The sequence below is a fragment of the Paraburkholderia sp. Cpub6 genome (assembly GCF_014201065.1).
Taxonomy (GTDB): Bacteria; Pseudomonadota; Gammaproteobacteria; order Burkholderiales; family Burkholderiaceae; genus Paraburkholderia; species Paraburkholderia tuberum.
Window position 1 is genome coordinate 110,632 of sequence record NZ_JACHDM010000009.1, and the last position, 24,161, is coordinate 134,792.

Below are 24,161 nucleotides of genomic sequence, written 5' to 3' on the forward strand. Positions count from 1 at the left end.
ACGTGCATGGAGTCTCGCCATTTCAGGGGCTTCATGAGCCACGATGCAGCCCATGCTGAGCGCTTTTGCCAGAAAGGCCGAATCCCGATGAAAAGCGACAAAGGCACGATCTCCGTCAGTCTCGTCGAGGAAACGCTCGCGCTCGCGACGGCGCGCGGCCTCGACGCGCGAGCGCTCGCCGAAGCGGCCGGCATTGCCGCGGCGATGCTCGCGTCGCCGAAAAGCCGCGTATCGTCGGCGCAATACGGCGCGCTGTGGGCCGGCATCGCACGCGCGCTCGACGACGAATTCTTCGGCCAGGACTCGCATCCGATGAAAAGCGGCAGCTTCATCGCGATGACGCAGACGGCGCTGGGCGCGCGCAACGGCGCGCAGGCGCTTGCGCGCGCGGTCGGCTTCATGCGGCTCGTGCTCGACGATCTCGGCGCGACGATCGACACCGACGCGCAGCGCGTGCGCCTGAAGTTCGTCGAGCGCGCGGGCACGCGCAAGCCGGCGATGTTCGCTTACGCGACGTATTTCATCCTCGTGTACGGGCTCGTGTGCTGGCTCGTCGGCCGGCGCATTCCGTTGCTCGAAGCGCGCTTTCGCTGCGCCGCGCCGCCGGCCGCGCACGAATACCGGCTGATGTTCTGCGAAGACATGTATTTCGACGAGCCCGAGTCGTCCGTCGATCTCGACCCTGCGTTTCTGGAACTGCCGGTGATCCAGACTTCGCGCTCGGCGCGGCCGTTTCTGCGCGATGCGCCCGGCAGCTTCATCGTCAAGTACCGCAATCCGGGTTCGCTCGCCGCGCGCGTGCGCAAGACGCTGCGCGCGCTGCCGATGTCGGGCTGGCCCGCGGCCGATCAGATGGCCGCGCGACTGCACGTCGCCGAGGCGACGATGCGGCGGCACCTGAAGCAGGAGGGCCACACGTATCAGTCGATCAAGGACGCGCTGCGGCGCGACATCGCGATCGCCGAACTGCAGCGCACGCAGCGCACCATCGCCGATATCGCCAACGCCGTCGGCTTCGCGGAGCCGAGCGCGTTTCATCGCGCGTTCCGCAAATGGACCGGCATGCGCCCGACCGACTACCGGCCGGCCCGGGCCGCGGGGCTCGATCTCACGCGACGCGCCGAATCGGACTAAGCTTTAAGCGGCAACAGGCCAGCCTTGATCGAGGGTAGGGGCCCGCGCCGCCGGTTCGCACCGGCTGGCGCGACGGCCGTCAGCGATGAACACGACTCCGCGTCTCCCGCTCCGGCAGTCCGGTCCGCGCAGGCCGCTTATCCGCGGCGGCATCGTGGGCCGTTTGATGCGCGGCATCGCCGTGCTCGGCGTGCTATGCGCGTTCGGCTTCGCGACGCGCGAAGCGCTGGCGCCGCTGCAAGCGGCCAATGCGGCGAGCGCGGCGAACGTCGCCACCGCGACCGCCAACAGCGTCGTCGTGATTCCGGTGAATGGCGCGATCGGACCGGCCACCGCCGATTTCATCGTGCGTGGTTTGCAGCGCGCGGCCAGCCAGCGCGCACAGCTCGCGGTCCTGCAACTCGATACGCCCGGCGGCCTCGATACGTCGATGCGGCAGATCATCAAGGCGATCCTCGCCTCGCCGGTGCCGGTCGCGACCTTCATCGCGCCGAGCGGCGCGCGCGCGGCCAGCGCCGGCACCTACATCGTCTACGCGAGCCACATCGCGGCGATGGCGCCGGGCACCAACCTCGGCGCCGCGACGCCGATCCAGATGGGCATCGGCGGCAACGAGCCGCCCGCCGGCGGCCCACCGGTAACGCCAGCCACCCCAGGTACGCCGGCGCTGCCGGACATGCGCACGCCGCCTGGCGGCGCGTCCGCGCCTGCGTCACCCGGCGCATCATCCGAAGCCGCCAGCGCACTGCCGCTCGACACCCAATCGACCGAATTGCGCAAGCAGGTCCACGATGCCGCCGCCTACATCCGCGGCCTCGCGCAGATGCGCGGCCGCAACGCCGAGTGGGCCGAGCGCGCGGTCCGCGAAGCGGTGAGCCTGTCCGATGAGGACGCGCTCGCGCAGCACGTCGTCGATATCGTCGCACGCGACGTGCCGGACCTGCTGCGCCAGCTGGACGGCCGCACGTACGTCACGAGCGCGGGCAGCGTCACGCTGCACACCGCGCATGCGCCGCTGATCACGCTCGAACCCGACTGGCGCAGCCGCTTTCTCGCCGTGATCACCGATCCGAGCGTCGCGCTGATTCTGCTGATGCTCGGCATGTATGGCCTGTTCTTCGAATTCGCCAATCCGGGCTTCGTGCTGCCCGGCGTAGTCGGCGCGATCAGCCTGCTGCTCGGCCTGTTCGCGATGCAGATGCTGCCCATCAGCTACGTCGGCCTCGGGCTGATCTTTCTCGGCATCGCCTTCCTGATCGGCGAAGCGTTCCTGCCGACCTTCGGCTCGCTCGGCTTCGGCGGCGTGGTCGCGTTCGTGGTCGGCGCAACGATGCTGATGGATACCGACGTGCCCGGCTACGGCATCCCGGTGCCGCTGATCGCCGCGGTCGTCGTGTTCAGCGTCGCGTTCGTGCTCGGCGTGTCGCGGCTCGCGCTGCGCGCGCGGCGGCGGCCGGTCGTGACGGGCTCGGAGGCGCTGATCGGCTGCGTCGGCGTGGTGCTGGACGGCGGCTTGCTGCCCGAACCCGAACACGCGGCGGGCGGCCCGCTGGCCGGCTGGGCGCGCGTGCACGGCGAGCGCTGGCGCGTCTCGAGCACCACGCCGGCCGCGCCGGGTCAGAGCGTGCGCGTGACGGCGCGCAACGGCCTCACACTGACCGTGGTGCCCGTTACGTCGGTCGACGCCTTACAAGGAGAACGCTCATGATCGGCTTCACATTCGGCTTCGGCAGCATCCTGATCCTGCTCGTGGTCGCGCTGATTGCGTCGTCGGTGCGGATTTTTCGCGAGTACGAACGCGGCGTCGTGTTCATGCTCGGCCGCTTCTGGAAGGTCAAGGGGCCCGGGCTCGTATTGATCATTCCGATCGTGCAGCAGGCGGTGCGCATGGATTTGCGCACCATCGTGTTCGACGTGCCGACGCAAGACGTGATCACGCGCGACAACGTGTCGGTCAAGGTCAACGCGGTCGTGTATTTCCGCGTCGTCGATCCGGAGAAGGCGGTGATCCAGGTCGCGCGCTACTTCGAGGCGACCAGCCAGCTGGCGCAGACGACGCTGCGCGCGGTGCTCGGCAAGCACGACCTCGACCAGCTGCTGTCGGAGCGCGAGCAGCTGAACACCGACATCCAGAAAGTGCTCGACTCGCAAACCGACGCGTGGGGCATCAAGGTATCGATCGTCGAGATCAAGCACGTCGATATCAATGAAACGATGATCCGCGCGATTGCGCGTCAGGCCGAAGCCGAGCGCGAACGGCGCGCGAAGGTGATTCACGCGGAAGGCGAGTTGCAGGCATCGAAGCAGTTGCTGGAGGCGGCCCAGACGCTCGCGCGGCAACCGCAGGCGATGCAGTTGCGCTATCTGCAGACGCTGGTGACGATCGCCGCCGACAAGAACTCGACGATCGTGTTTCCGCTGCCGATCGACCTCGTGAGTGCGGGGCTGGAACGCTTCAACAAGCCATCGGCGTGATAGGACGATATTTGTCAGGACATCCATTCGGCGCGGATTAGCGTCGACGTTTCGGCATACCCGCCCGCTTGCGCGTTGCTTGCGCTGACGTGGCGAACGAGGCTCGCGGCGGGTTCGATTTACCGGCAGAAGTGGTGCGTTGCTTGTACCGCCTTACCCGGCGCACCGAAAAACCACCAGGTCCGGCTGTTTTTCCGCTCCGCAGGAGCCCGCCATGAAACTGTCTTCCCGCATTGGACTCGGCGCGCTGTTGGCCGCCGTGGGTATCAGCACCGTCTACGCGCAAGCGGTGACGCAGCCCGCCGACCCGTCGGCGCCGAAAACGCGCGCCCAGGTCCGCACTGACCTCGCGGAATGGCTTGCCGCCGGCTACGACCCGTTCGACTGGATCAACTATCCGGAGAACGCGCAGCGCGCGGGCCGCATCGTCGCGCAACACCGCGAGCAGCAGCAAGGCAACGCCCCGACGGCCGTGCAGTAAGGCGGTCGCGGCTTGCGTAGTCGCAGCCTGCATGCCGCCCGCCGCGAGCGGCATGGCACGGCTTGCGTCGCGCCAAGGTATCATCCGGTCCCTCCATTCCTCACGCAGCAAACCAGCCGCACACAGCCGGAACCCGCACCATGCCAATCTGGGTCGATGCCGACGCCTGCCCAGCCGTCGTCAAGGACATGCTTTATCGCGCGGCGCGCCGCACCGGCATGCCGCTGACGCTGGTCGCCAATTCGTTCCTGCGCGTGCCGCCGTCGCCGCTGATCCGCGCGATCCAGGTGCCGGCCGGCTTCGACGCCGCCGATCAGTTGATCGTCGAGCGCGTCGTCGCGGGCGACCTCGTGATCACCGCCGACATCCCGCTCGCCGCCGCCGTGCTGGCAAAAAATGCCCACGCGCTCGATCCGCGCGGCAACTGGTACACGCCCGGCACGATCGAAGAACGGCTGCGCATGCGCTCGATGCTCGACCAGTTGCGCTCGAGCGGCGTCGACACGGGCGGGCCGGCCGCCTTCAGCGCGCGCGATGGCAAGGCGTTTGCTGGCGAACTCGATCGCTGGCTCGCGCGTCAGGCGCCTCGCGGTGATGCGCAGGCGCCACAGTCGCACGGCAAACCGCCCGCCTGACGGGCCCGGGCGGCCTGCTGGCGCCGCCACAGGCGCCGGGGCGCTGCCATTCGTGACTACAATTCCGCCGTAACGCCGCCTCGATGACAAAAACACTGTCTGAACGACGAAAGAGAGAAAACCCGCCACATGGACTCGATCAACCGCTACTTCGGCTTCGACGCCGTCGACACCAACCTGCGCACCGAAGTGCTAGCCGGCGTGACCACTTTCCTGACGATGGCCTACATCATCTTCGTGAACCCGGCGATTCTCGGCGACGCCGGCATGCCGAAGAGCGCGGTGTTCGTCGCGACCTGCCTCGTGGCCGCGCTCGCGTCGCTGATCATGGGTCTGTACGCGAACTACCCGATCGCGCTCGCGCCCGGCATGGGCCTGAACGCGTACTTCGCATACACGGTCGTCAAGGGCATGGGCTACACGTGGCAGGCCGCGCTCGGCGCGGTGTTCATCTCCGGGTGCCTGTTCCTGATCGTCACGCTGTTCCGCGTGCGCGAGGTGATCGTCAAGGGCATTCCGCATTCGATCCGCATCGCGATCACCGGCGGCATCGGTCTCTTTCTCGCGATCATTTCGCTGAAGTCGGCCGGCGTGGTGGTCGGCAATCCGGCCACGCTCGTCACGCTCGGCAATCTGCATGACCCGCACGTCGTGCTCGCGGCGGTCGGCTTCTTCGGCATCGTCACGCTGGATCATATGCGCGTGCGCGGGGCGATCCTGATCGGTATCGTCGGCGTGACGATCCTGAGCTTTTTCTTTGGCGGCAACCAGTTTCACGGCATCGTGTCCGCGCCGCCGTCGATCGCGCCGACGCTGTTGCAGCTCGATATCCGCAGCGCGCTGTCGAGCGGCGTGCTGAACGTGGTGCTGGTGTTCTTCCTCGTCGAGCTGTTCGATGCGACCGGCACGCTGATGGGCGTCGCGAACCGCGCGGGGCTGCTGGTGGAAGGCAAGATGCATCGCCTGAACCGCGCGCTGCTCGCGGACAGCACCGCGATTCTCGCCGGCTCGATGCTCGGTACTTCGTCGACGACGGCGTATATCGAAAGCGCATCGGGCGTGCAGGCCGGCGGCCGTACCGGCATGACCGCGATCACGGTCGCCGTACTGTTCGTCGCGGCGCTGTTTTTCGCGCCGCTCGCCGAAGTGGTGCCGCCGTATGCGACCGCGCCCGCGCTGCTGTACGTGTCGTGCCTGATGCTGCGCGAACTGGTCGACCTGCCGTGGGACGACGCGACCGAAGTCGTGCCGGCCGCGCTGACCGCGCTGCTGATGCCGTTCACCTACTCGATCGCGAACGGCGTCGCGTTCGGCTTCATCTCGTACGCGGGACTCAAGCTGCTGACGGGCCAGGCGCGTCAGGTGAAGCTGGTCGTGTGGGTCATCGCGGCGATTTTCCTGTTCCGGTATTTCTATCTCGGCAGCGAATGAGGAGGTCGCGCTCGCGCGGCAGGGGGATCGAATGTGTCGTCGGGTTCGGGGACCGTTTATCATCCGATGTTTCGAATGATGATCGACCGGGTCGCGATCGACCGGGTCGCGATCGACCGGGTCGCGATCGACCGGGTCGCGATCGACTCGGTCGCAGCGGCACGGGTCGCCACCCCAGGAGCCTTGATGTCCTCATATAACCGCACGACGGACCGCTACACGAAGCCCGCGATTTTCTTCCACTGGATGATTTTTCTGCTGGTCGCGCTGGCCTATCTGGCCATCGAAATCCGCGGCCCGCGCGGCTCCGACAGCCGCGCGTTCTGGACCGGCGTGCATTTTTGGGCCGGCACGCTGGTGCTCGGGCTGGCCGTGTTGCGGCTGCTGTGGAGACTGTGGGCCGGCGCGCCGGAGGAGCTCGAAAGCAATCGGCTGCTCGCTTTTCTCGGGCGCTCCGCGCACCTCGCGCTCTATGTGTTCATCTTCGCCCAGCCGCTGCTCGGCATGCTGATGGTCAATGCGGGCGGGCGGCCGGTGCCGCTCGCATGGACGGACATCAGCTTCACGCTGGTGCGTGCGGATGCGATCGCGCGGCCGCTGTTGAAGGACGCGCACGAGTGGCTCGGCAACGTGTTCTATTGGGTGATCGGACTGCACGCGCTCGCGGCGATCGCGCACCATGTGGTGTTCAAGGATCGGGTGCTGCGCCGGATCATTTGAAAGTAATGGAGTTGGCTGCATGCCGCCGATGCATTGCACGCGGTCGCGGCTTGCACTCAGGCCAGCCAGCGGCAGCGGCACGGGTGAATCCGAACTTCGCGCTTCGGCAGCAGTCGCGCTTGCCGAAGCTTCGGTACCGATAGCCAGCCGATAATTTCAGATCGGTCAGTTACGCCAGTTCGCCTCGTAAAACCGCACGTAACCGCTTCTGAGCACGAGACACTGCGCGCGCGTTTCCGACAACAGCCGGCGCGTGGCGGCCTCGATGCGCGGCCGGTGCGCGTCGAACGCGACGATCATGTCCTCCAGCCGGGGGGACGCGGCGCCGAAGTGATCTTCGAGCGCTTCCGCGGTGATCATGCACTCCACCCTCTGCCCATCGACCATTGCCGGAAACGCCAAAGTAAGTTCGCGACCTGAATATTCAGGGGCTTCGTTCGGGAATTGGATCTGCATGGGAGTCACCTGGAAGAGTGCGCGCACGATGCGCTCGGGTAATGCACGCGCTGATTGCTTGCTATCGCGTCCGCCGCTCGTTCCTCCTTGTCCCATGCAGCCGACGCGGGCCGTCGCCTCGACGCGGCATCGTCAGTTCGCGCCACGCGGAGGTGAATTGATTTACTTTAGACGAGTTCGGGCCAGGTGCAAGATTTCCCCGATTTTTTCTTGAAGGCGCGACTGACGCGCCGATGTTGCGGCGCCGCATAAAGCGGTGTCCGATCCCGTGTAAAGTGTCGCGCACCTAGTCATTGACCTGCACGATGTCCGCCCCCACCCGTCCGCCTGTCGTTCGCGTCGAACCGCTCGGCCAGAGCTTCGAAGCGCCCGATTCGCTGACGATTCTCGAAGCCGCCGCTTTCGCCAATGTGCGTTTGCCGCGTTCGTGCCGCAACGGCACGTGCCGAACATGCTTGTGCCGGATGACGTCCGGGCGTGTGCGCTACTCGATTGAATGGCCCGGCGTGAGCCGCGAGGAAAAGGCGGACGGTTATATCCTGCCGTGCGTGGCGGTCGCGGAAACCGACGTGGTGATCGAAGTGCCGGATGCGGTCGCGATACCGGCACAGTGAGCGGGAGCGTAGGGGCCTGACGCCCCGCTAGCCGACGCTTTCACGCGCTGTGTCTTACCGCCCGTTGCCCATTGCGCGGGCAATTTTCTTGTCCGTGTTGTACTGGCTCAGCGAATACACCGACCAGATGGCCGCCGGCACCCAGCCGATCAGCGTGATTTGCAGAATCAGGCAGATGATGCCCGCAAACGGACGGCCGATCGTGAAAAACTGCAGCCACGGCAGAATGATGGCAAGCAAAAGACGCATTCGGTTTTCCTGTTCCTGTGATTACGGCAGCATGGGTGAGTCCGCGGGGGACGCATCTGCCTCGTTGTTGAACTCATCGAGCGGCGCAAAACGCGGCACCTTGATGCCTTCCTGCTCAAGCAGCTCGAAAAACACCGTCGCTGGACGGGTCCAGATCGTACCATTGGCCGCCTTGTAGACGATCATCGTGACCGTCGGATCCGATTCGAGCGTGGCCTCGCAGACCAGTTCGTAAATGCCGCCTTTGTAGTGTCGGTAGCGCATGGTGTCTGTCCTTATTTTGGGCGTCGTCGATGCATTTTCAAGCACGGCGCGCCTGAGCTCAGCCGCCCTCTTTCATCTGCTTCAGGATCTTGTAGACGGTCGCGCGGCCCATCGTCAGCACCGCGGCCACGTAATTCGCCGAGCTGCGGCCGCGAAACGCGCCCTGCGCGTGCAGCGCCTCGACGATTTCACGCTTGTGCTCGCGCGTCAGCGCATTGATGCCGATTTGCCGGTCGCGCAGCCACGTGTGCAGATACGTGTTGATGCGGTCCTGCCAGTCGTCGCGGAACAGATCGTCGGCAGGCGCGTCCGTCATCGCGCCGCCCTTGATGAACAGATCGAGCGTCGAGCGCACATCCTCGAACACCGCGATGTTGAAGTTCACGCACAGGATGCCGGCGGGCTTGCCGTCGTCGTCGAACAGGATGTTGCTCACGCAGCGCATGCGGCGGCCGTCCCAGTTCAGCTTCTCGTAGGGGCCGATGGTCTGGCCGCGCGCCGCGAAGTGCGCGTCGTCGAGCACCGACGGCGCGCCCACCTCGAGCCGCGACAGATTGTTCACCAGATACGCGATGGTCTGATCGCGCAGATCGTGAATCACCACCTCGGCGCACGGATAGAGCAGCGCGGCGATGCCGTCGGCGATCGGCGCGTAGCGCTTCAGCAGCAGGTCTTTGACAGGAGACACGTTCGGGTTGCGCATGGAAAAAACGCGAGGTTCGAAGGAGGCGGCGCGCGATAGCGGATGACGACGAAGCCAGATGCCCGCAGTGGACGCCGGCGCGCCCGCTCGGTCCGCGATTCAGGAAGTCGCCATTGTAGCGGCCTCGCGCCGGCGCCGCGACTCGACGCCGGACGGCAATTTTGTCTACCTCGCGGGCGCATTTTTTTCGTGCGATAAACACTGATCCGCCGACACCCAACCGAACGGAGCCAACCGATGGCCACACTCGAAGCGCTTCGCGCCGTGCTCGACGACAAGCGCACGCCGGAGATCATTCGCAACCACATCATCGATTCGCTGCAGTACGCGCTGCGCAACCATGGTCAGGTCTTCACGGCCAAGGAAATCGAATGGTTGACCGGCTGGGACGATGCGCGCCTGCCGCTGGCGGCCGCGCGCGAATTGCAGAAGCGCGTCGCCGAGACGTCGCGCTGACGCACGCGTTCGGATAGGAGCCTCGCGCGCGCCACTCGCGCCACTCGCGCGTCAGTCGCCCGTCCCGCCTCCGACACGACTTCGCCAACCGCCCGCGAAGCCCCGCCAGTCGGGCGTTCCGGTCGTGCGCTGAAGTTTGCACTATCCAATCAGGGCTATTTCAGGCATCATATTGCAATAGTTATACCTCGCACCCATATAGCACTGGCAGCACCAGGCAGTCTCAACCCGGCATCTCCGCACCACCCCCGACTGTTCGACCGCCCTTTATCGGCGATCCCGTCACTCCGGCAATGCGCCGCCCGCATTCGCCGTCGCGAGAAGTACACCGAGCGGTTCAGCATCATGCGTCCGGCGCCCGAATTGACGCGCCGCTTCAGCGTTTTTTCGGTCGAATCCGCGTTTTCGCGCGACCGCTCGAGCCATTGTCATTGAGCCCGCCGGGTCTAGCAGGCCTGTGCCAACCATTTTTAACGCGGCGCGCCCATCGGTGCTGCGCCGCCGGTCCGCGCCGTGACGCGTCAAAGGAGCGTTGCCGGAAGCAGCGCCCCGCACGCGGCGCGTGGACCACGCAATACAGGACATGTTTCTCATGAATTCAGCAGTCAAGACCTACAAGGGTTACGAAATTCACCCGCTCGTTTATCCGCGCCGCCCCGCGGGCGCGCAAGCGACCCGCAATCCGGGCGCCGGTTACGACGCTTCGGTGCGCATCTGCCGCGTCGGCGCCAATCCGGCGGCCGACGGCCGGGTTTTTCGCCTGCAGTATCTGTTTCCGTTCGACGGCATGGGCAAGGCGCGCATCGCGTGCATGGCGCATGCGGAACGGCTGATCGACGGCCAGGTGAGCGGTCAGTCGGTCACCGATCTTTGAGCGGCGTCATCGGCGCGTCACTCATGTCGCGCAGCGTGCTTTCGGGCGCCGCTGCTTTTCAAACGAATCCACAGTCGCGCCGCTCGCAATGCCTGCGGCCGGTTTCCCCTTTATCCCATCGACCAGGAGTGATGCATGGCGAAAGAAGAACTGCTTGAACTTGACGGTATCGTCGACGAAGTGCTTCCGGATAGCCGCTACCGCGTGACGCTCGACAACGGCGTCGTGGTCGGCGCCTATGCGTCCGGGCGCATGCGCAAGAACCATATCCGTATTCTCGCGGGCGATCGCGTGACGCTCGAATTGTCGGTCTACGACCTGACCAAGGGGCGGATCAATTTCCGCCACAAGGACGAGCGTGCGAGTGGCGGCGGTGCGCCACGGCAAGCGGCGCGGCGGAGGTAAGCAGGGGTCACGGCGCCGCCCTGCGTACCTGTGATGTTGTTGCAGGCGATGCGGGCAGCCCGCCCGAACCCATGCGAAAGCGCGAGGCCCGACAGACTCGCGCCATACCTTCCGACTCCGCGTTCTGCTTGAACGCGCTACGTCAGCCTCGCCGCCCAAGCGCGTGAAATAGACGTCTTCCCTGACATTCGGGATGCTCTCCAGCGCATGCGCGAACGTCGTACGCCGCAACACGCGCGGAGTCTTGATTGGAATCTGGCGGCACGCCGCTTCGGCGACCACGCACGTCGCAGCACGTCTCGCTAAACTCCAAACACCGCCCCCAAATCCTCCCCACCCGCGCTTTTGCGCACCTGCTCGACCACCCGCTCCTCCAGCCCCATCTGCACCCGCTGCTGACCTCGATCAGCCCGTTGATGACGGCGATTCGCGACGCGACCGGCTTGAGCTTCTACGGCACGTCATTGCTGACCAGTCTGCCGGTGGTCGCAATGGGCGCCGGCGCGTTCGGCGCGGCGGTTGCGCCGCTCGTGGCCGGCATCGTGCGCGGCTGGAGCGGCGGATTCGTCGCCGCGTGGATCATGCTCGCCGGCTGCATCGCCGCGATGATGGCGGTGACCTTGCTGTTTTCACCGCGCAGTTATTCGCGCTGGCTTTAAGGCTCCAAGGCTGCGGCCGCGACGAACGCGATGCGCCGCTTCGGTGCATCGGGCGTCCGCTGTCCTGCATGCCCCTCGCCGGTGCAGCGCGACCAGCGTGGCCGCGTCACCTCTTTCGCGGAAGATTCGCAGCGATCGCCCGCAAAAGACCCGATCGATCCCCGCCATTCGCGCGAATGCGCTCACACACCTCGCCAAGCCCCGTCGCGCGAAGGCTGGCATATCCATTGCTCTACTGATAGTCAGATGTCCCTTCCCTCGACTCCATGCTGCGTGTTCTCCTTGTCACCGACACCGACAAACCGATCGGCGATCTGCGCGATGCGCTCGCCTGTCTCGGCTGCGAAATGCTCCCCGGCACCGCGACGCCGCAGGCGCTGCATCGCGCGGTTCAGGACGAGCGGCCCGACGTCATCATCATCGATACGGAGTCGCCGTCGCGCGATACGCTCGAACAGCTCGCCGTGATGCACGCGACCGCGCCGCGCCCCGTGCTGATGTTCAGCCACGACGCGAACCAGCAACTGATCCGCCAAGCGGTCAACGCGGGCGTCACCGCGTATCTGGTCGAAGGCCTCGCGACCGAGCGGCTCGCGCCGATTCTCGAAGTCGCGCTCGCGCGTTTCGCACAGGAGTCGCAATTGCGCGAGCGGCTCGCGCAGGCCGAAAACGAACTGGCCGAGCGCAAGCTGATCGATCGCGCGAAACGCCTGCTCATGGATCAGCAGAAACTCACCGAACCGGCCGCCTACGCGAGTCTGCGCAAACGCGCGATGAACCAGGGCGTCAAACTCGCCGAGGTGGCGCGCGAGGTCGTCGCGTCGGCCGGCTCGCTCAAATGATGCGCTCATGAATCCAGCCACTTCCGTCACCGCCGCGGCCTTTGCGGAGCCGCCTGAAAAGACCCATCTGCGGCTCGGCTTCGTCGCGTTGTCCGACGCGGCGCCGCTGATCGCGGCGAAGCTGCTCGAGTTCGGCCATGCGCACGGGCTCACGCTCGAACTGTGCCGCCAGCCGTCGTGGGCCGCCGTGCGCGACAAGCTGCTAGCCGGCGATCTCGACGCCGCGCACGCGCTTTACGGGCTCGTGTATGGCGTGCAGCTCGGCCTCGGCGGCCCGCGCACCGACATGGCCGTGCTGATGGTGCTGAACCGCAACGGCCAGGCGATCACGCTGTCGAATCGGCTCGCCGATGCGCTCGCGAAGCATGGGACCTTGCGCGAGGCGCTCGCGACGCTCGGCCGCAAGCCGGTGTTCGCGCACACCTTCCCGACCGGCACGCATGCGATGTGGCTGTACTACTGGCTCGCGGCGCAAGGCGTCGATCCGTTGCGCGACATCGACAGTGTCGCGATTCCGCCGCCGCAAATGGTCGCCGCGCTTGCCGAAGACCGGCTCGACGGTCTGTGCGTCGGCGAGCCGTGGAATGAAATGGCCGAGGCGCATGGTGTCGGCAAAACGATCGCTTATTCGAGCGAGGTGTGGCCCGAGCATCCCGAGAAAGTGCTCGCCTGCCGACGCGATTTCGTCGATGCGCATCCGCGCACGACGCGCGCGCTCGTGCAGACCGTGCTCGAAGCGTGCCGCTGGCTCGACGGCGCCGGGCATCGCGACGAGATCGCCCGCTGGCTCGCGCGGCCCGATTACATCGGTATCGACGAGACGCTGATCGCGGCGCGGCTCGGCGATCACCTCGACACGGCGAACCCGCGCCGCCTGCCGATGCGTTTCTTCGACGACGGCGCGGTCAACTATCCGCATCCATTCGAAGGCGCGTGGTTCCTCACGCAGTTCGAGCGCTGGGGGATCATCGATGCGCACAACGACTACGACGCGCTCGCCGCGCGCATCAACCAGACGCACTTGTATCGCGAGGCCGCCGCACGCGTGAACGTGCCGGTGCCCGGCGAGGACGTCACAAGGGAACTGATCGATGGCGCGGTGTGGGGAAGCGGCTCACCATCCGCCGCTTATGCGCGGCGTTTTGCGATCCGCCGCTGAGCGGACCGCACGCGAAATCCCCGAGATCCGCTGCGCTGACTGCCCACGACCCGCCAACGGCGATCAGGTGGACAGTCGGCGTTGCCGAAGCTCAGAAGTTGTACTTGTCGATGTTGCTCGCATCGAACGTGGTCGGCGGCCCGAGAATGATTTCGCCGTGCGCGCCAATCGTGCGCTTGCCGAGCTTGCCGGCGTCGAACGTTTCGCCCTCCTTACCCGTGATCTTGCCCGACGCGAGCGACGCCGCCGCGTACGCGGCCAGATAGCCGAGCTCGCTTGGGTCCCACAACTGGAACGCGGTCACGGTGCCGTTCTTCACGAACGCGCGCATCTGGTTCGGCGTGCCGAGGCCCGTCACCGCCACCTTACCCTTGCTCGACGACGACGAGATATAGCGCGCCGCCGCCGCGATGCCGACCGTCGTCGGCGCGACGATCGCCTTTAGGTTCGGATACGCCTGCAGCAAGCCCTGCGTTTCGACGAAGGACTTCTGATCGTCGTCGTTGCCGTACGCGATCTTGACGAGCTTGATCTTCGAGTACTCCGGTTTCTTCAGTTCCTCCTGCATCCACTTGATCCAGGTGTTCTGGTTCGTCGCGTTCGGCGTCGCCGACAGAATCGCGAACTCGCCCTCGCCGCCCATCAGCTTCGCGACCAGTTGCACCTGGCCGCGGCCGATGCCTTCGGCGTTCGCCTGATTGACGAACAGCTGGCGGCCCTCGGGCGCGGTATCGGAGTCGAACGTGACGACCTTGATGCCCTGACCCATCGCCTTCTTCAGATACGGCACGACCGCGTTCGCATCGTTGGCGGCAATCACGATCGCATCCTGGTGCTGCGTGATCAGCGTGTTGATGTACGACACCTGCGACGACGCGCCCGCATCCGATGGCCCGACCGCCTTGCCCACGCCGCCGAATTCCTTGATCGCGGCGAGGCCGCCGTCGTCGGCGATCACTTCGTACGGGTTGTTGATCTGCTTCGGCACGAACGCGATCTTCAGCCCGCTTTTCAGTTCCGCGGCGAACGCGCCGCCGCAGCTGATCGCGAGTAACGCAGCGCAGAGCGCGGCCATGCCGGTGTGACGTAGAGGTTTGAACATGAAGTGTCTCCTGCGTTGTTGTTGGACAGAGAGGGGAAGCTAGGTTGCGGATGAAGAAGAAGCGGCGGCGGACTTCGCGATGAAACGCCGGTCGCGTGCCGCCCGCCAGCGCGCGACGAGGTTCGGAATCAGCACCGACGCGAGCAGCAGCACGCCCGTCACGATGGTCAGCGTTTCGCTCGATACGTCGTCGAGCGTCAGCGCGTTCTTCAGCACGCCGATGATCAGCAGCGACAGCAGCACGCCGACCATCGAGCCGCGCCCGCCGAAAATGCTGACGCCACCGAACAGCACCGCGGCGATCACCGACAGCTCGAAGCCCTCGCCGTTATCGCCGCGCGCGCTCGTGAAGCGCAGCGTATAGACGATGCCCGCGAGCGCGCTGACGAGACCCGACAGCACGAACAGGCGCAAGCGGATCTTCGCGACCTCGATGCCGGAGAACGCGGCGGCGGTCGGATTCGCGCCGATCGCATAGAGACTGCGGCCGAACGCGGTGGCTTGCAGCAGAACCGTGAACAGCACGGCGGCGACGATCACGATCACGAACGGCAACGGAATGAACGTGGAGCCAAGCGTGTTCATGCCGAACGCCGTATACGCGGCCGGAAAATCCGCGACCGCCTGATCGCCGAGCAGCACATACGCGAGACCGCGAAACAGCGCGAGCGTACCGATCGTGACCGCGAGCGACGGCAGGTTCAGCTTGACGATCACGAGGCCGTTCAGCAGGCCCGCCAGCGCGCCGGCGATCAGCACCACGACGATCACGACCGGCATCGGCAGCCCCATGTGCCACAGCACGCCCATCAGCGCGCTCGACGCGCCCAGCACCGACGCGACCGACAGATCGATTTCGGCGGCGACGATGATCAGCGTCATCGGCAGCGCCATCAGCGCGATCTCGGTCAGATCGGCGAATACGTTGCTCAGGTTCGCGCCGGTCAGAAACACCGGCGACAGCCAGCGGCCCAACACCAGCGACACGATCAGCACGATCACCAGCAACACTTCCCATTGCAGCGGCGTTTCGCGCTTGCGCGTGAGCAGCGCGGAATCGGGTTTAGCCATGATCGCGTTTCCTCATCATGCGTTTGGCGACGGAGCGGGCCAGCAGCGTGTCGGCGGCGATCGCGGCGACGATCAGCGCGCCCTGGATCGCCTGCTCCCAGAATGGCGACACGTGCAGCACGACGAGCGCGATGCTGATCACGCCGAGCACGAGCGCACCGAGCGTCGCGCCGAGGATCGTGCCGACGCCGCCCGTAATCGCGACACTGCCGACCACCGCCGCCGCGACGACCTGCAATTCGATGCCCTTCGCGGTGCTGGCATCGACGGTGCCGAAGCGCGCGAGCCACAACGCGCCCGCAAAGCCCGCAATCGCCCCGGACAACAAAAAGCCCGACATCACGCGACGCTCGACGTTCACGCCCGCGAGCCGCGCGGCTTCCGGATTCGAGCCGATCGCATAGTGCTCGCGACCGCCGCGAAACTGCTTCAGATACACCGACAGGCCGGCGAGTACGACGATCGCGATCAGCGCGAGCGTCGGGATGCCGAGCAGCGTGCCGGTCGCGAGCCGCGAGTACGCGTCGGGCAGACTGGTCGCGTTGATCTGGCCGCCGTGCACCCATGCGTAATCGGCGCCGCGAAAGATGTACAGCGTCGACAGCGTCGCCACCAGCGAAGGCACGCGCCCCACCGCGACGAGCAGCGCATTGATGCCACCCGCGACGAGCCCGATCGCGAGCCCCGCGGCCAGCGCGACGAGCACCGGCATATGCGGGAACCCAACGTACAGGCTGCCCACCGCGTACGCGCTGATACCCACCGTCGAGCCGACCGACAGATCGATATGGCGCATCAGGATCACGACGGTCATCCCAGCCGTCAGCAGACCGATGATCGACACGTTCAGCAGCACGTCGCGCAGGTTCTGCAGATTCAGGAACTGCGGCTTCGCGAGCCCGGTCCCCGCGATCAGCAGGATCAGCACGACGAACAACGTGGTTTCGCGGCTCTTCGCGACGCTCGCGACGAGGCCGCCCGATGAAGCGGCGGAACGCTTCGGCAGCGACTGCCGCACCGGCGCGGGATGGGTGGAATGGCGCATCATGCTGCACGTCCCAATGGTGACAGTCCCTGACCGAGCGCGGCGCCCATGATGCGCTCCTCGTTCGCGTCGGCGCGCGCGAGCTCCGCGCTGATGCGGCCTTCGTGCATCACGAGTACGCGATCGGCCATACCGAGCACCTCGGGCAGCTCGCTCGAAATCATCAGCACGGCCATGCCATCGCGCACGAGTTCGGCGAGCGCGCCATACACCTCGGCTTTCGCGCCAACGTCGATGCCGCGCGTCGGTTCATCGATGATCAGCACTTTCGGGCCGGTCGCGAGCCACTTGCCGAGCACGACCTTCTGCTGGTTGCCGCCCGACAGCGTACCGACCGGCGCCCCCGGGTCGCTCGCCTTCAGGCGCAGACGCGTGCCCCACTTGTTGGCGAGCTGCGTTTCGCTGCGCGTCGAAATGAGCCCATGCCGGACGAGCCGTCCGAGCACCGTCATCGACGCATTGCGCGCGATGCTCAGTTCGAGCGCGAGCCCTTGCTGGCGGCGATCTTCCGGCACCAGCGCGAGCCCGGCGCGCACCGCGGCCGCGGGCTTGCCGGTGTCGAGCCGCGTGCCGGTCAGCCACACTTCGCCCGAATCGAGCGGATCGATACCGAAGATCGCCCGCGCGACCTCGCTGCGTCCCGCGCCGACGAGGCCCGCGAGCGCGACGATCTCGCCGGCGCGCACGTCGAACGAGACATCCTTGAACACGCCGATGCGCGTCAAGCCGCGCACCGACAGACGCACGTCGCCCGGTGTGCAATCGGCCTTCGGATAGAACGTTTGCAGATCGCGGCCGACCATCCTGGCGACGATCGCGTCGGTGCTCAGATCGGCGGTCAGCGCGTCGAAGACTTTCGCGCCATCGCGCATGATCGTCACGCGCTGCGTCAGCGCGAACACTTCGTCGAGCCGGTGCGTGATGAACAGAATCGCGACGTCGCGTTCGCGCAGCTTGCGCACGATCGCGAAGAGCCGCTCGACTTCGGGCAGCGACAATGCGGCCGTCGGTTCATCCATGATCAGCACGCTCGCGTTCAGCGACAACGCCTTCGCGATTTCGATCACCTGCTGATCCGCGATCGACAGACCACGCACCAGTTGATCCGCGCGCAACTCGACGCCGAGCGACGCGAGCAGTCCGTCCACTTCGCGATGCATCGCGTCGTACTGGATGCGGCCGAAGCGGTCGACCGGCTGCCGGCCCATGAAGATGTTCTCCGCGATCGACAGATCGAAGAACAACGTCGGCTCCTGATAGATGACCGCGAGCCCGGCGTCGCGCGCTTCGGCCGGCGTCGCGAAGCGGCGTGGCTCGCCGTTCACCAGAAGCTCGCCGGCGTCGGGCTGATGCACCCCGGCGAGAATTTTCACGAGCGTCGATTTGCCCGCGCCGTTCTCGCCGAGCAGCGCATGCACCTCGCCGGGCCACAGCACGAGGTCGCCGTCGGACAGCGCGCGCACCCGGCCGAAGGATTTGCTCGCGTGCCGCAATTCGAGTCGCGGCACCGCGGAAGGGGATGGCTGCACTGCGTGTCTCCTTTTTTGCGGCTGCTTCTCTTCGACGCGCCGCGCGTCAAATCCGGTAGTACCGTTCCGCGTTGCGCCGAAACAGCGCGTCCTTCTCAGCCTCGCTCGCATCGCCAATGATCGCCGCATACGCGCGCCACAAATCCGTATACGAACCAAACAGCCGGTCGACCGGAAAATTCGACGCGAACATCGCGCGTTCGGCGCCGAACGTATCGATCGTTTCGAGCACATAAGGCCGCAGGCTTTCGACGGTCCAGTGATGATCGAACATCGCGAGCCCGCTGATCTTCACCGCGACGTTCGGACACGCCGCGAGCAGGCGCATGCCTTCGCGCCACGCGCGGTAACCGGCCACGCTATTACGATCGACGAACATGCCCGCATGATTGACGACCAGAAGCGTGTCCGCATGCGCACGCGCCAAGGCGGCCGCCTCCTCCATTTGCGACGGATACAGTTGCAGATCGAACGACAGGTCGTAACGGCGCAGCAACGCGAAATGCTCGCGCCACCGCGGCTCGCGAATGTAATGACGGCCGACGTAATCGAACAGTTTGTTGTCGTGCACGTTGAGAATCTGCCGGATGCCGCGCGTATTCGCGAACGACGCATGCGCTTCGAGCAACGCGGGCGCATTTTGCGCGGACAGGTCCACGGCGGCGACGATCGCATTCGGCATGCCGCGCGAGGCGTCGCGATCCGCGATCGACTGCAACCAGCGCGTTTCCTCGACGGGATCGGCCGGATCGTGATTCGCTTCGACGTGCACGAGCTTCAGCACGTCGATGTCGCCCGCTTCACCGAGCAGATCGTCGAGCAGATAGTCGTGCTTCAGATCGCGCGCATCGCCGACGAACGACACGCCCGGGTTCTCCAGCCACGGATAGCGATGCGTCTTCAGATCCCACAGATGGATATGCGAATCGACAACCTGCATGCGGCACCTTCGTCCGGTGAAAAGCGTTTCGAGGTTCGTGCGTCGTTGCGGGATTCAGCTGGGTTCAGCTCGACTCAATGACTGAGACGAAAGACCGGTTCGAGCGTCTGCGACAGCGGCGTGTGATCGGGCGCGGTCTGCATGATGTCGGCCATGTAATCCCACCATTTGCGCATCACGTCGAGTTGCGGCAACTGGTCCATCGTGTGATCGCTGGTGCGCGAGAGCACCGCGAAAAGATGATGCGTGTCGGGGTCGAAGAAAATCCGGTAGTCGCACACGCCGGCGTTGTGCAGCGCGTCAACGAGTTCGGGCCAGATCTGCGTATGACGCCGTTCGTATTCTTCGCGCATGCCGGGGTTCAGCACCATCCGGAAAGCGATTGTCTCCATTGCGGCCTGTCTCCTGTCGACCTCTTCGGACGACTATAATTCCTGCATCGATAGCCTCTCAATCCGTTGTTGGGATTGGTCGATCCACAAACCGAATCGCACGGGCACTCCTACTGGCACCATGAGCCAACATTCAGCCGCCGTCGCACTCGTCAATCGTCTCAAGTTCAAGCATCTCGCCCTGCTCGTCGCACTCGACGACACCCGCAACCTGCATCAGGCCGCCGAGGCCGTCAACGTCGCGCAACCGAGCGCGAGCCGCATGCTCGGCGACATAGAGGAAGCGTTCGGCTTCCTGCTGTTCGAGCGCAACGCGCGCGGCATGACGCCGACGCCGCTCGGCGTGGTCACGCTCGCTTACGCGCGCCGTGCGCTGGCCGAGCTCACACGCTTCGCCGAAGACCTCGATGTCAAACGCCGCGGCGGTCACGGCCAGTTGACCGTCGGCGCGATCATGGGCGCCGCGCCCGATCTGCTGGCGATGTCGGTCGCCGCGCTGAAGACCGAAAGCCCGCTGCTCAGCGTGCGCATCCTCGGTGAAACAAGCGATCAGGTCGTGCAATTGCTGCATCGGCGCGAGGTCGATCTCGCGCTGGGGCGCCTGACCAACCCTCTGCAGCACAACGACTTCAGCTTCGAGCCGCTCGCGCGCGAAACGCTGCTGCTCGTCGTGCGCGCCGTGCATCCGCTCGCGCGGCGCACGCGCATCACGTTGCGCGAACTGGTCACGTGGCCGTGGGTTGCGCAACCCGTCACGAGTCCGGCGCGCGTGCTGTTCGAGGAAGAACTCGCGCGTGCCGGGCTCGCCACGCCAGTCAATCTGACCGAATGCGCGTCGATCTTCGCGACGCTGCAATTGCTCGAGAATTACGATGCGGTCGCGATGCTGCCGGAGTCGGTCGTGCGCGATCATGTGCGCGGCGGCCTGCTGGTCGCGCTGCCGCTCGAAATCGGCAAGAGTCTCGCCGGTTTCGGCATTCTCACGCGCAAGGAAGAGCAACTCGCCGAGCCGGCGCTGCGCTTCATCGAACTGCTGCGCGGCTTCTCGCGCGACCTCGCGCGCGACAATCCGGCCGCCGCACCCGGCACGCCGACTACGCCCGTCACGGTCAATTGACGCCCGCATCGCGCGTCGCTTATTGCAGGTTCACGAACAGGCCGCCGTCGACGAGCAGCGCGGCGCCCGTCACATAGCGCGCGCGGTCCGACGCGAGAAACACGACGCAATCGGCGACGTCGTCGGGACGCCCGAGGCGGCCAAGCGGAATGCGCTTTTCGAAGTAGGCCTTCTTCGCTTCGTCGGCGAGATCTTCGGCGTTCAGATCGGTCGCGATCGTGCCCGGCATGACAGAGTTGCAGCGGATGCCGAACGGCCCCAACGCGATCGCGCACGACTGCATCAGCGAATGCACGCCGGCCTTGGTCGGCGTGTAATGCGTTTGCATGCCGCCGCCCACCAACGCGCTGATCGAACTCGTCGCGACGATCGCGCCGCCGGCGCCCTGCTTTTTCATCTGCTGCGCGGCAGCCTGCGTCACGAAGAACGCGCCGTTCAGATTGACCGCGACCGTCGATTCGAGCACGTCCGCCGGCATGTCGAGAAAAGCGTGAAACGGGCAGATGCCGGCATTGCTCGCGAGCACGTCGAGCTTGCCGAACGCGTCGACCGTGCGGCGCACCAGCTCGTGCCCGGTGTCGCGCGCCGCGACGTTGCCTTCCACCGCGATCACGCGCCGCCCCAACGCCTCGATTTCGCCGACGACTTCCTCGACCGCCGAGCGCCGGCCATACGATGCGTCGTTGTCGCCCCAGTAGTTGATCGCCACGTCCGCGCCTTCGCGCGCGCAGGCCACCGCGATCGCGCGTCCGATGCCGCGCGAGCCGCCGGTGACGATCACGACTTTGTCCTTGAGCAGCACCTTAATCTCCTTTGCGGCGGTTCGCCGTTCGGCACAGGTTCAAAACGTTCGACACGTTCAATGCTGATAGGGCCGCACCAGCGCGCATTCCGGATTGAGCCGCACGCCAAAGCCCGGCGTGTCCGGCACCTTCATGCGCCCGTTTACCGGCACCGGCTCGTCGAGCAGCAGCGGATTGAACATCGGCACGACTTCGTCGGCTTTCGGCGCCATCATCAGAAACTCGGAGAACGGCGAGTTATGGCGCGTGACGACGAAGTGATAGCTGTACACCGACGACCCATGCGGCACCACCATCACGTTGTGCGCATCGGCGAGCGCGGAAATCTTGATCAGCTCGGTGATGCCGCCGCACCAGCCGACGTCGGGCTGGATCAGATCGCAGCACTGCATCTCCAGCAGCATCCGGAAGCCCCAGCGCGTCGCCTCGTGCTCGCCGGTCGACACCATCATGCCGCGTGGCACGTTGCGGCGCAGTTCGGCGTAACCCCAGTAATCGTCGGGAGGAAGACATTCCTCGACCCATTTGAGGCCGTATTCGTGCGCGCCTTGCGCGAGCCGCGTCGCGTAGCGCACGTCGAGGCTCATCCAGCAGTCGTACATCAGCCAGAAGTCGTCGCCGACGCGCGAGCGCATGTCGGCGAGCTTGTCGAGGTTTTGCCTGAGTCCGTCTTCGCCTTCCGCGGGACCATGCTGCAACGGCAGCTTGCCGCCGATGAAACCCATCTCCTTCGCGAGATCGGGCCGCGCGCCGGTCGCATAGAACACCAGCTCGTCGCGCACCGGACCGCCCAATAGTTGATACACGGGCTCCTTGCGAACCTTCGCGAGCAGATCCCACAGCGCGAGATCGACACCGGAAATCGTGTTCAGCACGACGCCCTTGCGCCCGTAGTACAGCGTCGCAAAGTACATCTGATCCCACATCTTCTCGATGTCGGTCACCAGCTGCCCTTCGAGAAAACGCGCGAGATGCTTTTCGACGATGAACGCGCCGATCTCGCCGCCGGTCGTCACCGCGAAGCCCACGGTGCCGTCGCTCGCTTCGATCTCGACGACCAGCGTGCCGAGCACATTGATGCCGAACGACTGACGGCTCTGGCGGTACTCGGGATAACGCGCCATCGGCGTCGCGATGTGATCGTCGATCCAGTGTCCGCCGGCCTGGTCGTGATAGTCCGCGCCGCCGCCGCGAACGATGAAGGCACGCACGTGCCGGATGGTAGGCATGGCCATGAAAGGGCTCCGGGAGAGAGGCGTCGAAGCGGCTCGACAACGCGCGTTCGACGCGTGTGCAATACGCTGCGGGATGTGAGCACTGCGTGAGCAATGCGCGAGCAGCGCGCTCAATAGGTGGCGCGGCCGCCCGACAGGTCGAATACCGAGCCGGTGCTGAACGCGCAGTCTTCGGAAGACAGCCACAGGATCAGCGACGCCGCTTCTTCCGGCAGCAGGAAACGGTTCATCGGAATCTTCGACAGCATGTAGTCGATGTGCTGCTGCGACATCGAATCGAAGATTTCGGTCTTGGCCGCGGCCGGCGTGACCGCATTGACGAGGATGTTTCTGGTCGCGAGTTCCTTACCGAGCGACTTGGTGAGCCCGATCAACCCCGCTTTCGATGCGCTGTAGTGCGAAGCATTCGGATTGCCCTCCTTGCCCGCCACCGACGCGATATTGACGATGCGGCCGTAGCCCTGCTTCAGCATCTGCGGCACGACCGCGCGGCAGGTCAGGTACGGGCCGATCAGATTCACGTCGATCACGCGGCGCCACATGTCGGGCGCAAGCTCCCAGGTCGCGCCGTTGCCGCCGGTGATGCCCGCGCAGTTGATCAGCACGTCGATCGAGCCGTGCCCGGCGACCGTTTGCGCGGTGGCCTGCTGAACCGCGGCGTCGTCGGTCAGCTCGACCGTGATGGCGCTGACCTTGCCGAGTTCGCTCAGCTCGCGCTGGCTGCGCGCGAGCCGTTCGCTATCGACGTCCCACAACGCGACCGACGCGCCCGAGCGCAACGCCCGCTGCGCGACCGCATAGCCGATGCCACGCGCGCCGCCGGTGATGACGACCGTGCGCCCCTCCAGATCGATCCGATTCATTGCTGTGCTCCAGTAGGCCGCCGTGCGGCGTGCCATCGAGTTGTTGTATATCGCTGCAGTCAATATACGGGCGGCGCGATGCGCCAACAATTCGACTATTCGGGGGGGCGATAGCAAAAGTGGATCGGCACCGGAAGCGAGCGCTAAAGGGAAACGAAGCGGCTAATCATCGGCAGCGACGAAAAGCATCGAGACATACAGAATGGTCGACACGACGATGATGCCGACGCCGACCAGCACCTTGGTCTTGTCGAAGTTGATCCCGCCGATGATCGCTATGCCGATCCCGAACACCGACGACAACGTGCCGAGCGCCGCGAGGCCCACGTGTATCTTGCTGCGGACCAGCCGTTTGCGCTCCGATTCGGCAGTGGTTTCCGTTTCGCTCTGTTCCATTCCCCGCTCCTTCGCGCGCGACGCGATGACCATCGTGAAACCTGAGCCGCAATGGCCGGCGCGCGACATCGAACCGTCGGTTGCGGTTCGACGTCGCGCACCTCGATACGC

The 24,161-nt window shown here is 65.6% G+C and carries 29 protein-coding genes; 15 read left to right on the plus strand and 14 right to left on the minus strand.

All coding sequences use genetic code 11. The annotated features are described in order from the left end of the window. Nucleotides 1-87: 87 nt before the first annotated feature. The 7 genes from HDG33_RS17720 to HDG33_RS17750 all read left to right on the plus strand — a co-directional run bounded on the left by HDG33_RS17720 (nucleotide 88) and on the right by HDG33_RS17750 (nucleotide 6,876). On the plus strand, nucleotides 88-1,134 hold the full coding sequence (locus HDG33_RS17720; protein WP_184031459.1) for an AraC family transcriptional regulator: 1,047 nt from the start codon (nucleotides 88-90) through the stop codon (nucleotides 1,132-1,134). 85 nt (nucleotides 1,135-1,219) lie between these two features. Then, nucleotides 1,220-2,842 carry a nodulation protein NfeD gene (locus tag HDG33_RS17725; RefSeq protein WP_184031461.1) on the plus strand — a complete coding sequence of 541 codons (1,623 nt, stop codon included), beginning with the start codon at nucleotides 1,220-1,222 and terminating at the stop codon, nucleotides 2,840-2,842. Beyond that, entirely contained in the window at nucleotides 2,839-3,609 is a 771-nt protein-coding gene (locus tag HDG33_RS17730; protein WP_184031463.1) for a slipin family protein, read from the plus strand. The genes HDG33_RS17725 and HDG33_RS17730 overlap by 4 nt, the downstream gene beginning before the upstream one ends. A 214-nt stretch (nucleotides 3,610-3,823) precedes the next feature. After that, complete coding sequence (locus HDG33_RS17735; protein WP_184031465.1) at nucleotides 3,824-4,090, plus strand: DUF4148 domain-containing protein; 267 nt, start codon at nucleotides 3,824-3,826, stop codon at nucleotides 4,088-4,090. Between the two features lie 140 nt (nucleotides 4,091-4,230). Beyond that, complete coding sequence (locus HDG33_RS17740) at nucleotides 4,231-4,725, plus strand: YaiI/YqxD family protein (protein WP_090806534.1); 495 nt, start codon at nucleotides 4,231-4,233, stop codon at nucleotides 4,723-4,725. A gap of 129 nt (nucleotides 4,726-4,854) precedes the next feature. Beyond that, nucleotides 4,855-6,156 carry an NCS2 family permease gene (locus HDG33_RS17745; RefSeq protein ID WP_184031467.1) on the plus strand — a complete coding sequence of 434 codons (1,302 nt, stop codon included), beginning with the start codon at nucleotides 4,855-4,857 and terminating at the stop codon, nucleotides 6,154-6,156. 186 nt (nucleotides 6,157-6,342) lie between these two features. Continuing rightward, nucleotides 6,343-6,876, plus strand: coding sequence for a cytochrome b (locus HDG33_RS17750; protein WP_184031871.1), 534 nt, complete (start codon nucleotides 6,343-6,345; stop codon nucleotides 6,874-6,876). A 165-nt stretch (nucleotides 6,877-7,041) separates the two neighbouring features. On the opposite strand, the gene HDG33_RS17755 is transcribed toward HDG33_RS17750, so the two are convergent. Beyond that, entirely contained in the window at nucleotides 7,042-7,332 is a 291-nt protein-coding gene (locus HDG33_RS17755; RefSeq protein ID WP_026226687.1) for a DUF1488 domain-containing protein, read from the minus strand. A 305-nt stretch (nucleotides 7,333-7,637) separates the two neighbouring features. On the opposite strand from HDG33_RS17755, the gene HDG33_RS17760 reads away from it, so the two are divergent. Next, complete coding sequence (locus HDG33_RS17760; protein ID WP_184031469.1) at nucleotides 7,638-7,946, plus strand: 2Fe-2S iron-sulfur cluster-binding protein; 309 nt, start codon at nucleotides 7,638-7,640, stop codon at nucleotides 7,944-7,946. Nucleotides 7,947-8,000: 54 nt separating this feature from the next. Here HDG33_RS17760 and HDG33_RS17765 read toward each other — a convergent pair whose 3' ends face one another. Genes HDG33_RS17765 through HDG33_RS17775 form a run of 3 tightly spaced genes read right to left on the minus strand, consistent with a single transcriptional unit; the run spans nucleotide 8,001 to nucleotide 9,162 of the window. Beyond that, nucleotides 8,001-8,195 carry a YqaE/Pmp3 family membrane protein gene (locus tag HDG33_RS17765; RefSeq protein WP_090806541.1) on the minus strand — a complete coding sequence of 65 codons (195 nt, stop codon included), beginning with the start codon at nucleotides 8,193-8,195 and terminating at the stop codon, nucleotides 8,001-8,003. A gap of 21 nt (nucleotides 8,196-8,216) precedes the next feature. Then, nucleotides 8,217-8,459: a DUF1653 domain-containing protein gene (locus tag HDG33_RS17770; RefSeq protein WP_184031471.1), complete on the minus strand. Its 243-nt coding sequence runs from the start codon at nucleotides 8,457-8,459 to the stop codon at nucleotides 8,217-8,219. Nucleotides 8,460-8,517: 58 nt separating this feature from the next. Further along, entirely contained in the window at nucleotides 8,518-9,162 is a 645-nt protein-coding gene (locus tag HDG33_RS17775) for a transcriptional regulator (RefSeq protein ID WP_018425410.1), read from the minus strand. Between the two features lie 237 nt (nucleotides 9,163-9,399). Here HDG33_RS17775 and HDG33_RS17780 point away from each other — a divergent pair, with 237 nt between their 5' ends. The 6 genes from HDG33_RS17780 (at nucleotide 9,400) to HDG33_RS17805 (ending at nucleotide 13,557) form a co-directional block, all read left to right on the plus strand. Continuing rightward, on the plus strand, nucleotides 9,400-9,618 hold the full coding sequence (locus tag HDG33_RS17780) for a hypothetical protein (protein ID WP_184031473.1): 219 nt from the start codon (nucleotides 9,400-9,402) through the stop codon (nucleotides 9,616-9,618). 592 nt (nucleotides 9,619-10,210) lie between these two features. After that, nucleotides 10,211-10,492 carry a hypothetical protein gene (locus HDG33_RS17785; protein WP_013092017.1) on the plus strand — a complete coding sequence of 94 codons (282 nt, stop codon included), beginning with the start codon at nucleotides 10,211-10,213 and terminating at the stop codon, nucleotides 10,490-10,492. Between the two features lie 135 nt (nucleotides 10,493-10,627). Beyond that, complete coding sequence (gene infA, locus HDG33_RS17790) at nucleotides 10,628-10,897, plus strand: translation initiation factor IF-1 (protein ID WP_184031475.1); 270 nt, start codon at nucleotides 10,628-10,630, stop codon at nucleotides 10,895-10,897. Nucleotides 10,898-11,145: 248 nt separating this feature from the next. Further along, a complete protein-coding gene (locus HDG33_RS36975) occupies nucleotides 11,146-11,556 on the plus strand; it encodes a hypothetical protein (protein WP_221311445.1) in 411 nt (136 codons plus the stop codon). Between the two features lie 266 nt (nucleotides 11,557-11,822). After that, nucleotides 11,823-12,398 (plus strand): ANTAR domain-containing response regulator, encoded by a 576-nt coding sequence (locus HDG33_RS17800; RefSeq protein WP_184031477.1) that lies wholly within the window; start codon nucleotides 11,823-11,825, stop codon nucleotides 12,396-12,398. A gap of 7 nt (nucleotides 12,399-12,405) precedes the next feature. Then, nucleotides 12,406-13,557: a CmpA/NrtA family ABC transporter substrate-binding protein gene (locus HDG33_RS17805; RefSeq protein WP_184031479.1), complete on the plus strand. Its 1,152-nt coding sequence runs from the start codon at nucleotides 12,406-12,408 to the stop codon at nucleotides 13,555-13,557. Between the two features lie 91 nt (nucleotides 13,558-13,648). Here the strand turns inward: HDG33_RS17805 and rhaS are convergent, their stop codons facing one another. The 6 genes from rhaS to rhaM all read right to left on the minus strand — a co-directional run bounded on the left by rhaS (nucleotide 13,649) and on the right by rhaM (nucleotide 19,636). Beyond that, the gene (rhaS, locus tag HDG33_RS17810) at nucleotides 13,649-14,659 is read right to left on the minus strand and encodes a rhamnose ABC transporter substrate-binding protein (protein WP_184031481.1); all 1,011 of its coding nucleotides are present in this window, start codon (nucleotides 14,657-14,659) and stop codon (nucleotides 13,649-13,651) included. Nucleotides 14,660-14,698: 39 nt separating this feature from the next. Continuing rightward, nucleotides 14,699-15,730 carry an ABC transporter permease gene (locus HDG33_RS17815; RefSeq protein WP_184031483.1) on the minus strand — a complete coding sequence of 344 codons (1,032 nt, stop codon included), beginning with the start codon at nucleotides 15,728-15,730 and terminating at the stop codon, nucleotides 14,699-14,701. Beyond that, a complete protein-coding gene (locus HDG33_RS17820) occupies nucleotides 15,723-16,778 on the minus strand; it encodes an ABC transporter permease (protein ID WP_184031485.1) in 1,056 nt (351 codons plus the stop codon). The genes HDG33_RS17815 and HDG33_RS17820 overlap by 8 nt, the downstream gene beginning before the upstream one ends. Further along, nucleotides 16,775-18,304, minus strand: coding sequence for a sugar ABC transporter ATP-binding protein (locus tag HDG33_RS17825; RefSeq protein ID WP_184031487.1), 1,530 nt, complete (start codon nucleotides 18,302-18,304; stop codon nucleotides 16,775-16,777). The genes HDG33_RS17820 and HDG33_RS17825 overlap by 4 nt, the downstream gene beginning before the upstream one ends. Before the next feature lie 46 nt (nucleotides 18,305-18,350). After that, nucleotides 18,351-19,244, minus strand: coding sequence for an amidohydrolase (locus HDG33_RS17830; RefSeq protein WP_184031489.1), 894 nt, complete (start codon nucleotides 19,242-19,244; stop codon nucleotides 18,351-18,353). A gap of 74 nt (nucleotides 19,245-19,318) precedes the next feature. Then, entirely contained in the window at nucleotides 19,319-19,636 is a 318-nt protein-coding gene (gene rhaM / locus HDG33_RS17835; protein ID WP_184031498.1) for an L-rhamnose mutarotase, read from the minus strand. A gap of 121 nt (nucleotides 19,637-19,757) precedes the next feature. On the opposite strand from rhaM, the gene HDG33_RS17840 reads away from it, so the two are divergent. Then, nucleotides 19,758-20,753, plus strand: coding sequence for a LysR family transcriptional regulator (locus tag HDG33_RS17840; protein WP_184031518.1), 996 nt, complete (start codon nucleotides 19,758-19,760; stop codon nucleotides 20,751-20,753). Between the two features lie 19 nt (nucleotides 20,754-20,772). On the opposite strand, the gene HDG33_RS17845 is transcribed toward HDG33_RS17840, so the two are convergent. The 4 genes from HDG33_RS17845 to HDG33_RS17860 all read right to left on the minus strand — a co-directional run bounded on the left by HDG33_RS17845 (nucleotide 20,773) and on the right by HDG33_RS17860 (nucleotide 24,050). After that, entirely contained in the window at nucleotides 20,773-21,555 is a 783-nt protein-coding gene (locus HDG33_RS17845; RefSeq protein WP_184031520.1) for an SDR family NAD(P)-dependent oxidoreductase, read from the minus strand. Between the two features lie 57 nt (nucleotides 21,556-21,612). Beyond that, nucleotides 21,613-22,791 carry an L-rhamnonate dehydratase gene (gene rhmD, locus HDG33_RS17850; RefSeq protein ID WP_184031529.1) on the minus strand — a complete coding sequence of 393 codons (1,179 nt, stop codon included), beginning with the start codon at nucleotides 22,789-22,791 and terminating at the stop codon, nucleotides 21,613-21,615. Nucleotides 22,792-22,901: 110 nt separating this feature from the next. Next, complete coding sequence (locus tag HDG33_RS17855; RefSeq protein ID WP_184031531.1) at nucleotides 22,902-23,654, minus strand: SDR family NAD(P)-dependent oxidoreductase; 753 nt, start codon at nucleotides 23,652-23,654, stop codon at nucleotides 22,902-22,904. A gap of 162 nt (nucleotides 23,655-23,816) precedes the next feature. Beyond that, nucleotides 23,817-24,050 carry a hypothetical protein gene (locus HDG33_RS17860; RefSeq protein WP_184031536.1) on the minus strand — a complete coding sequence of 78 codons (234 nt, stop codon included), beginning with the start codon at nucleotides 24,048-24,050 and terminating at the stop codon, nucleotides 23,817-23,819. Nucleotides 24,051-24,161 lie beyond the last annotated feature (111 nt).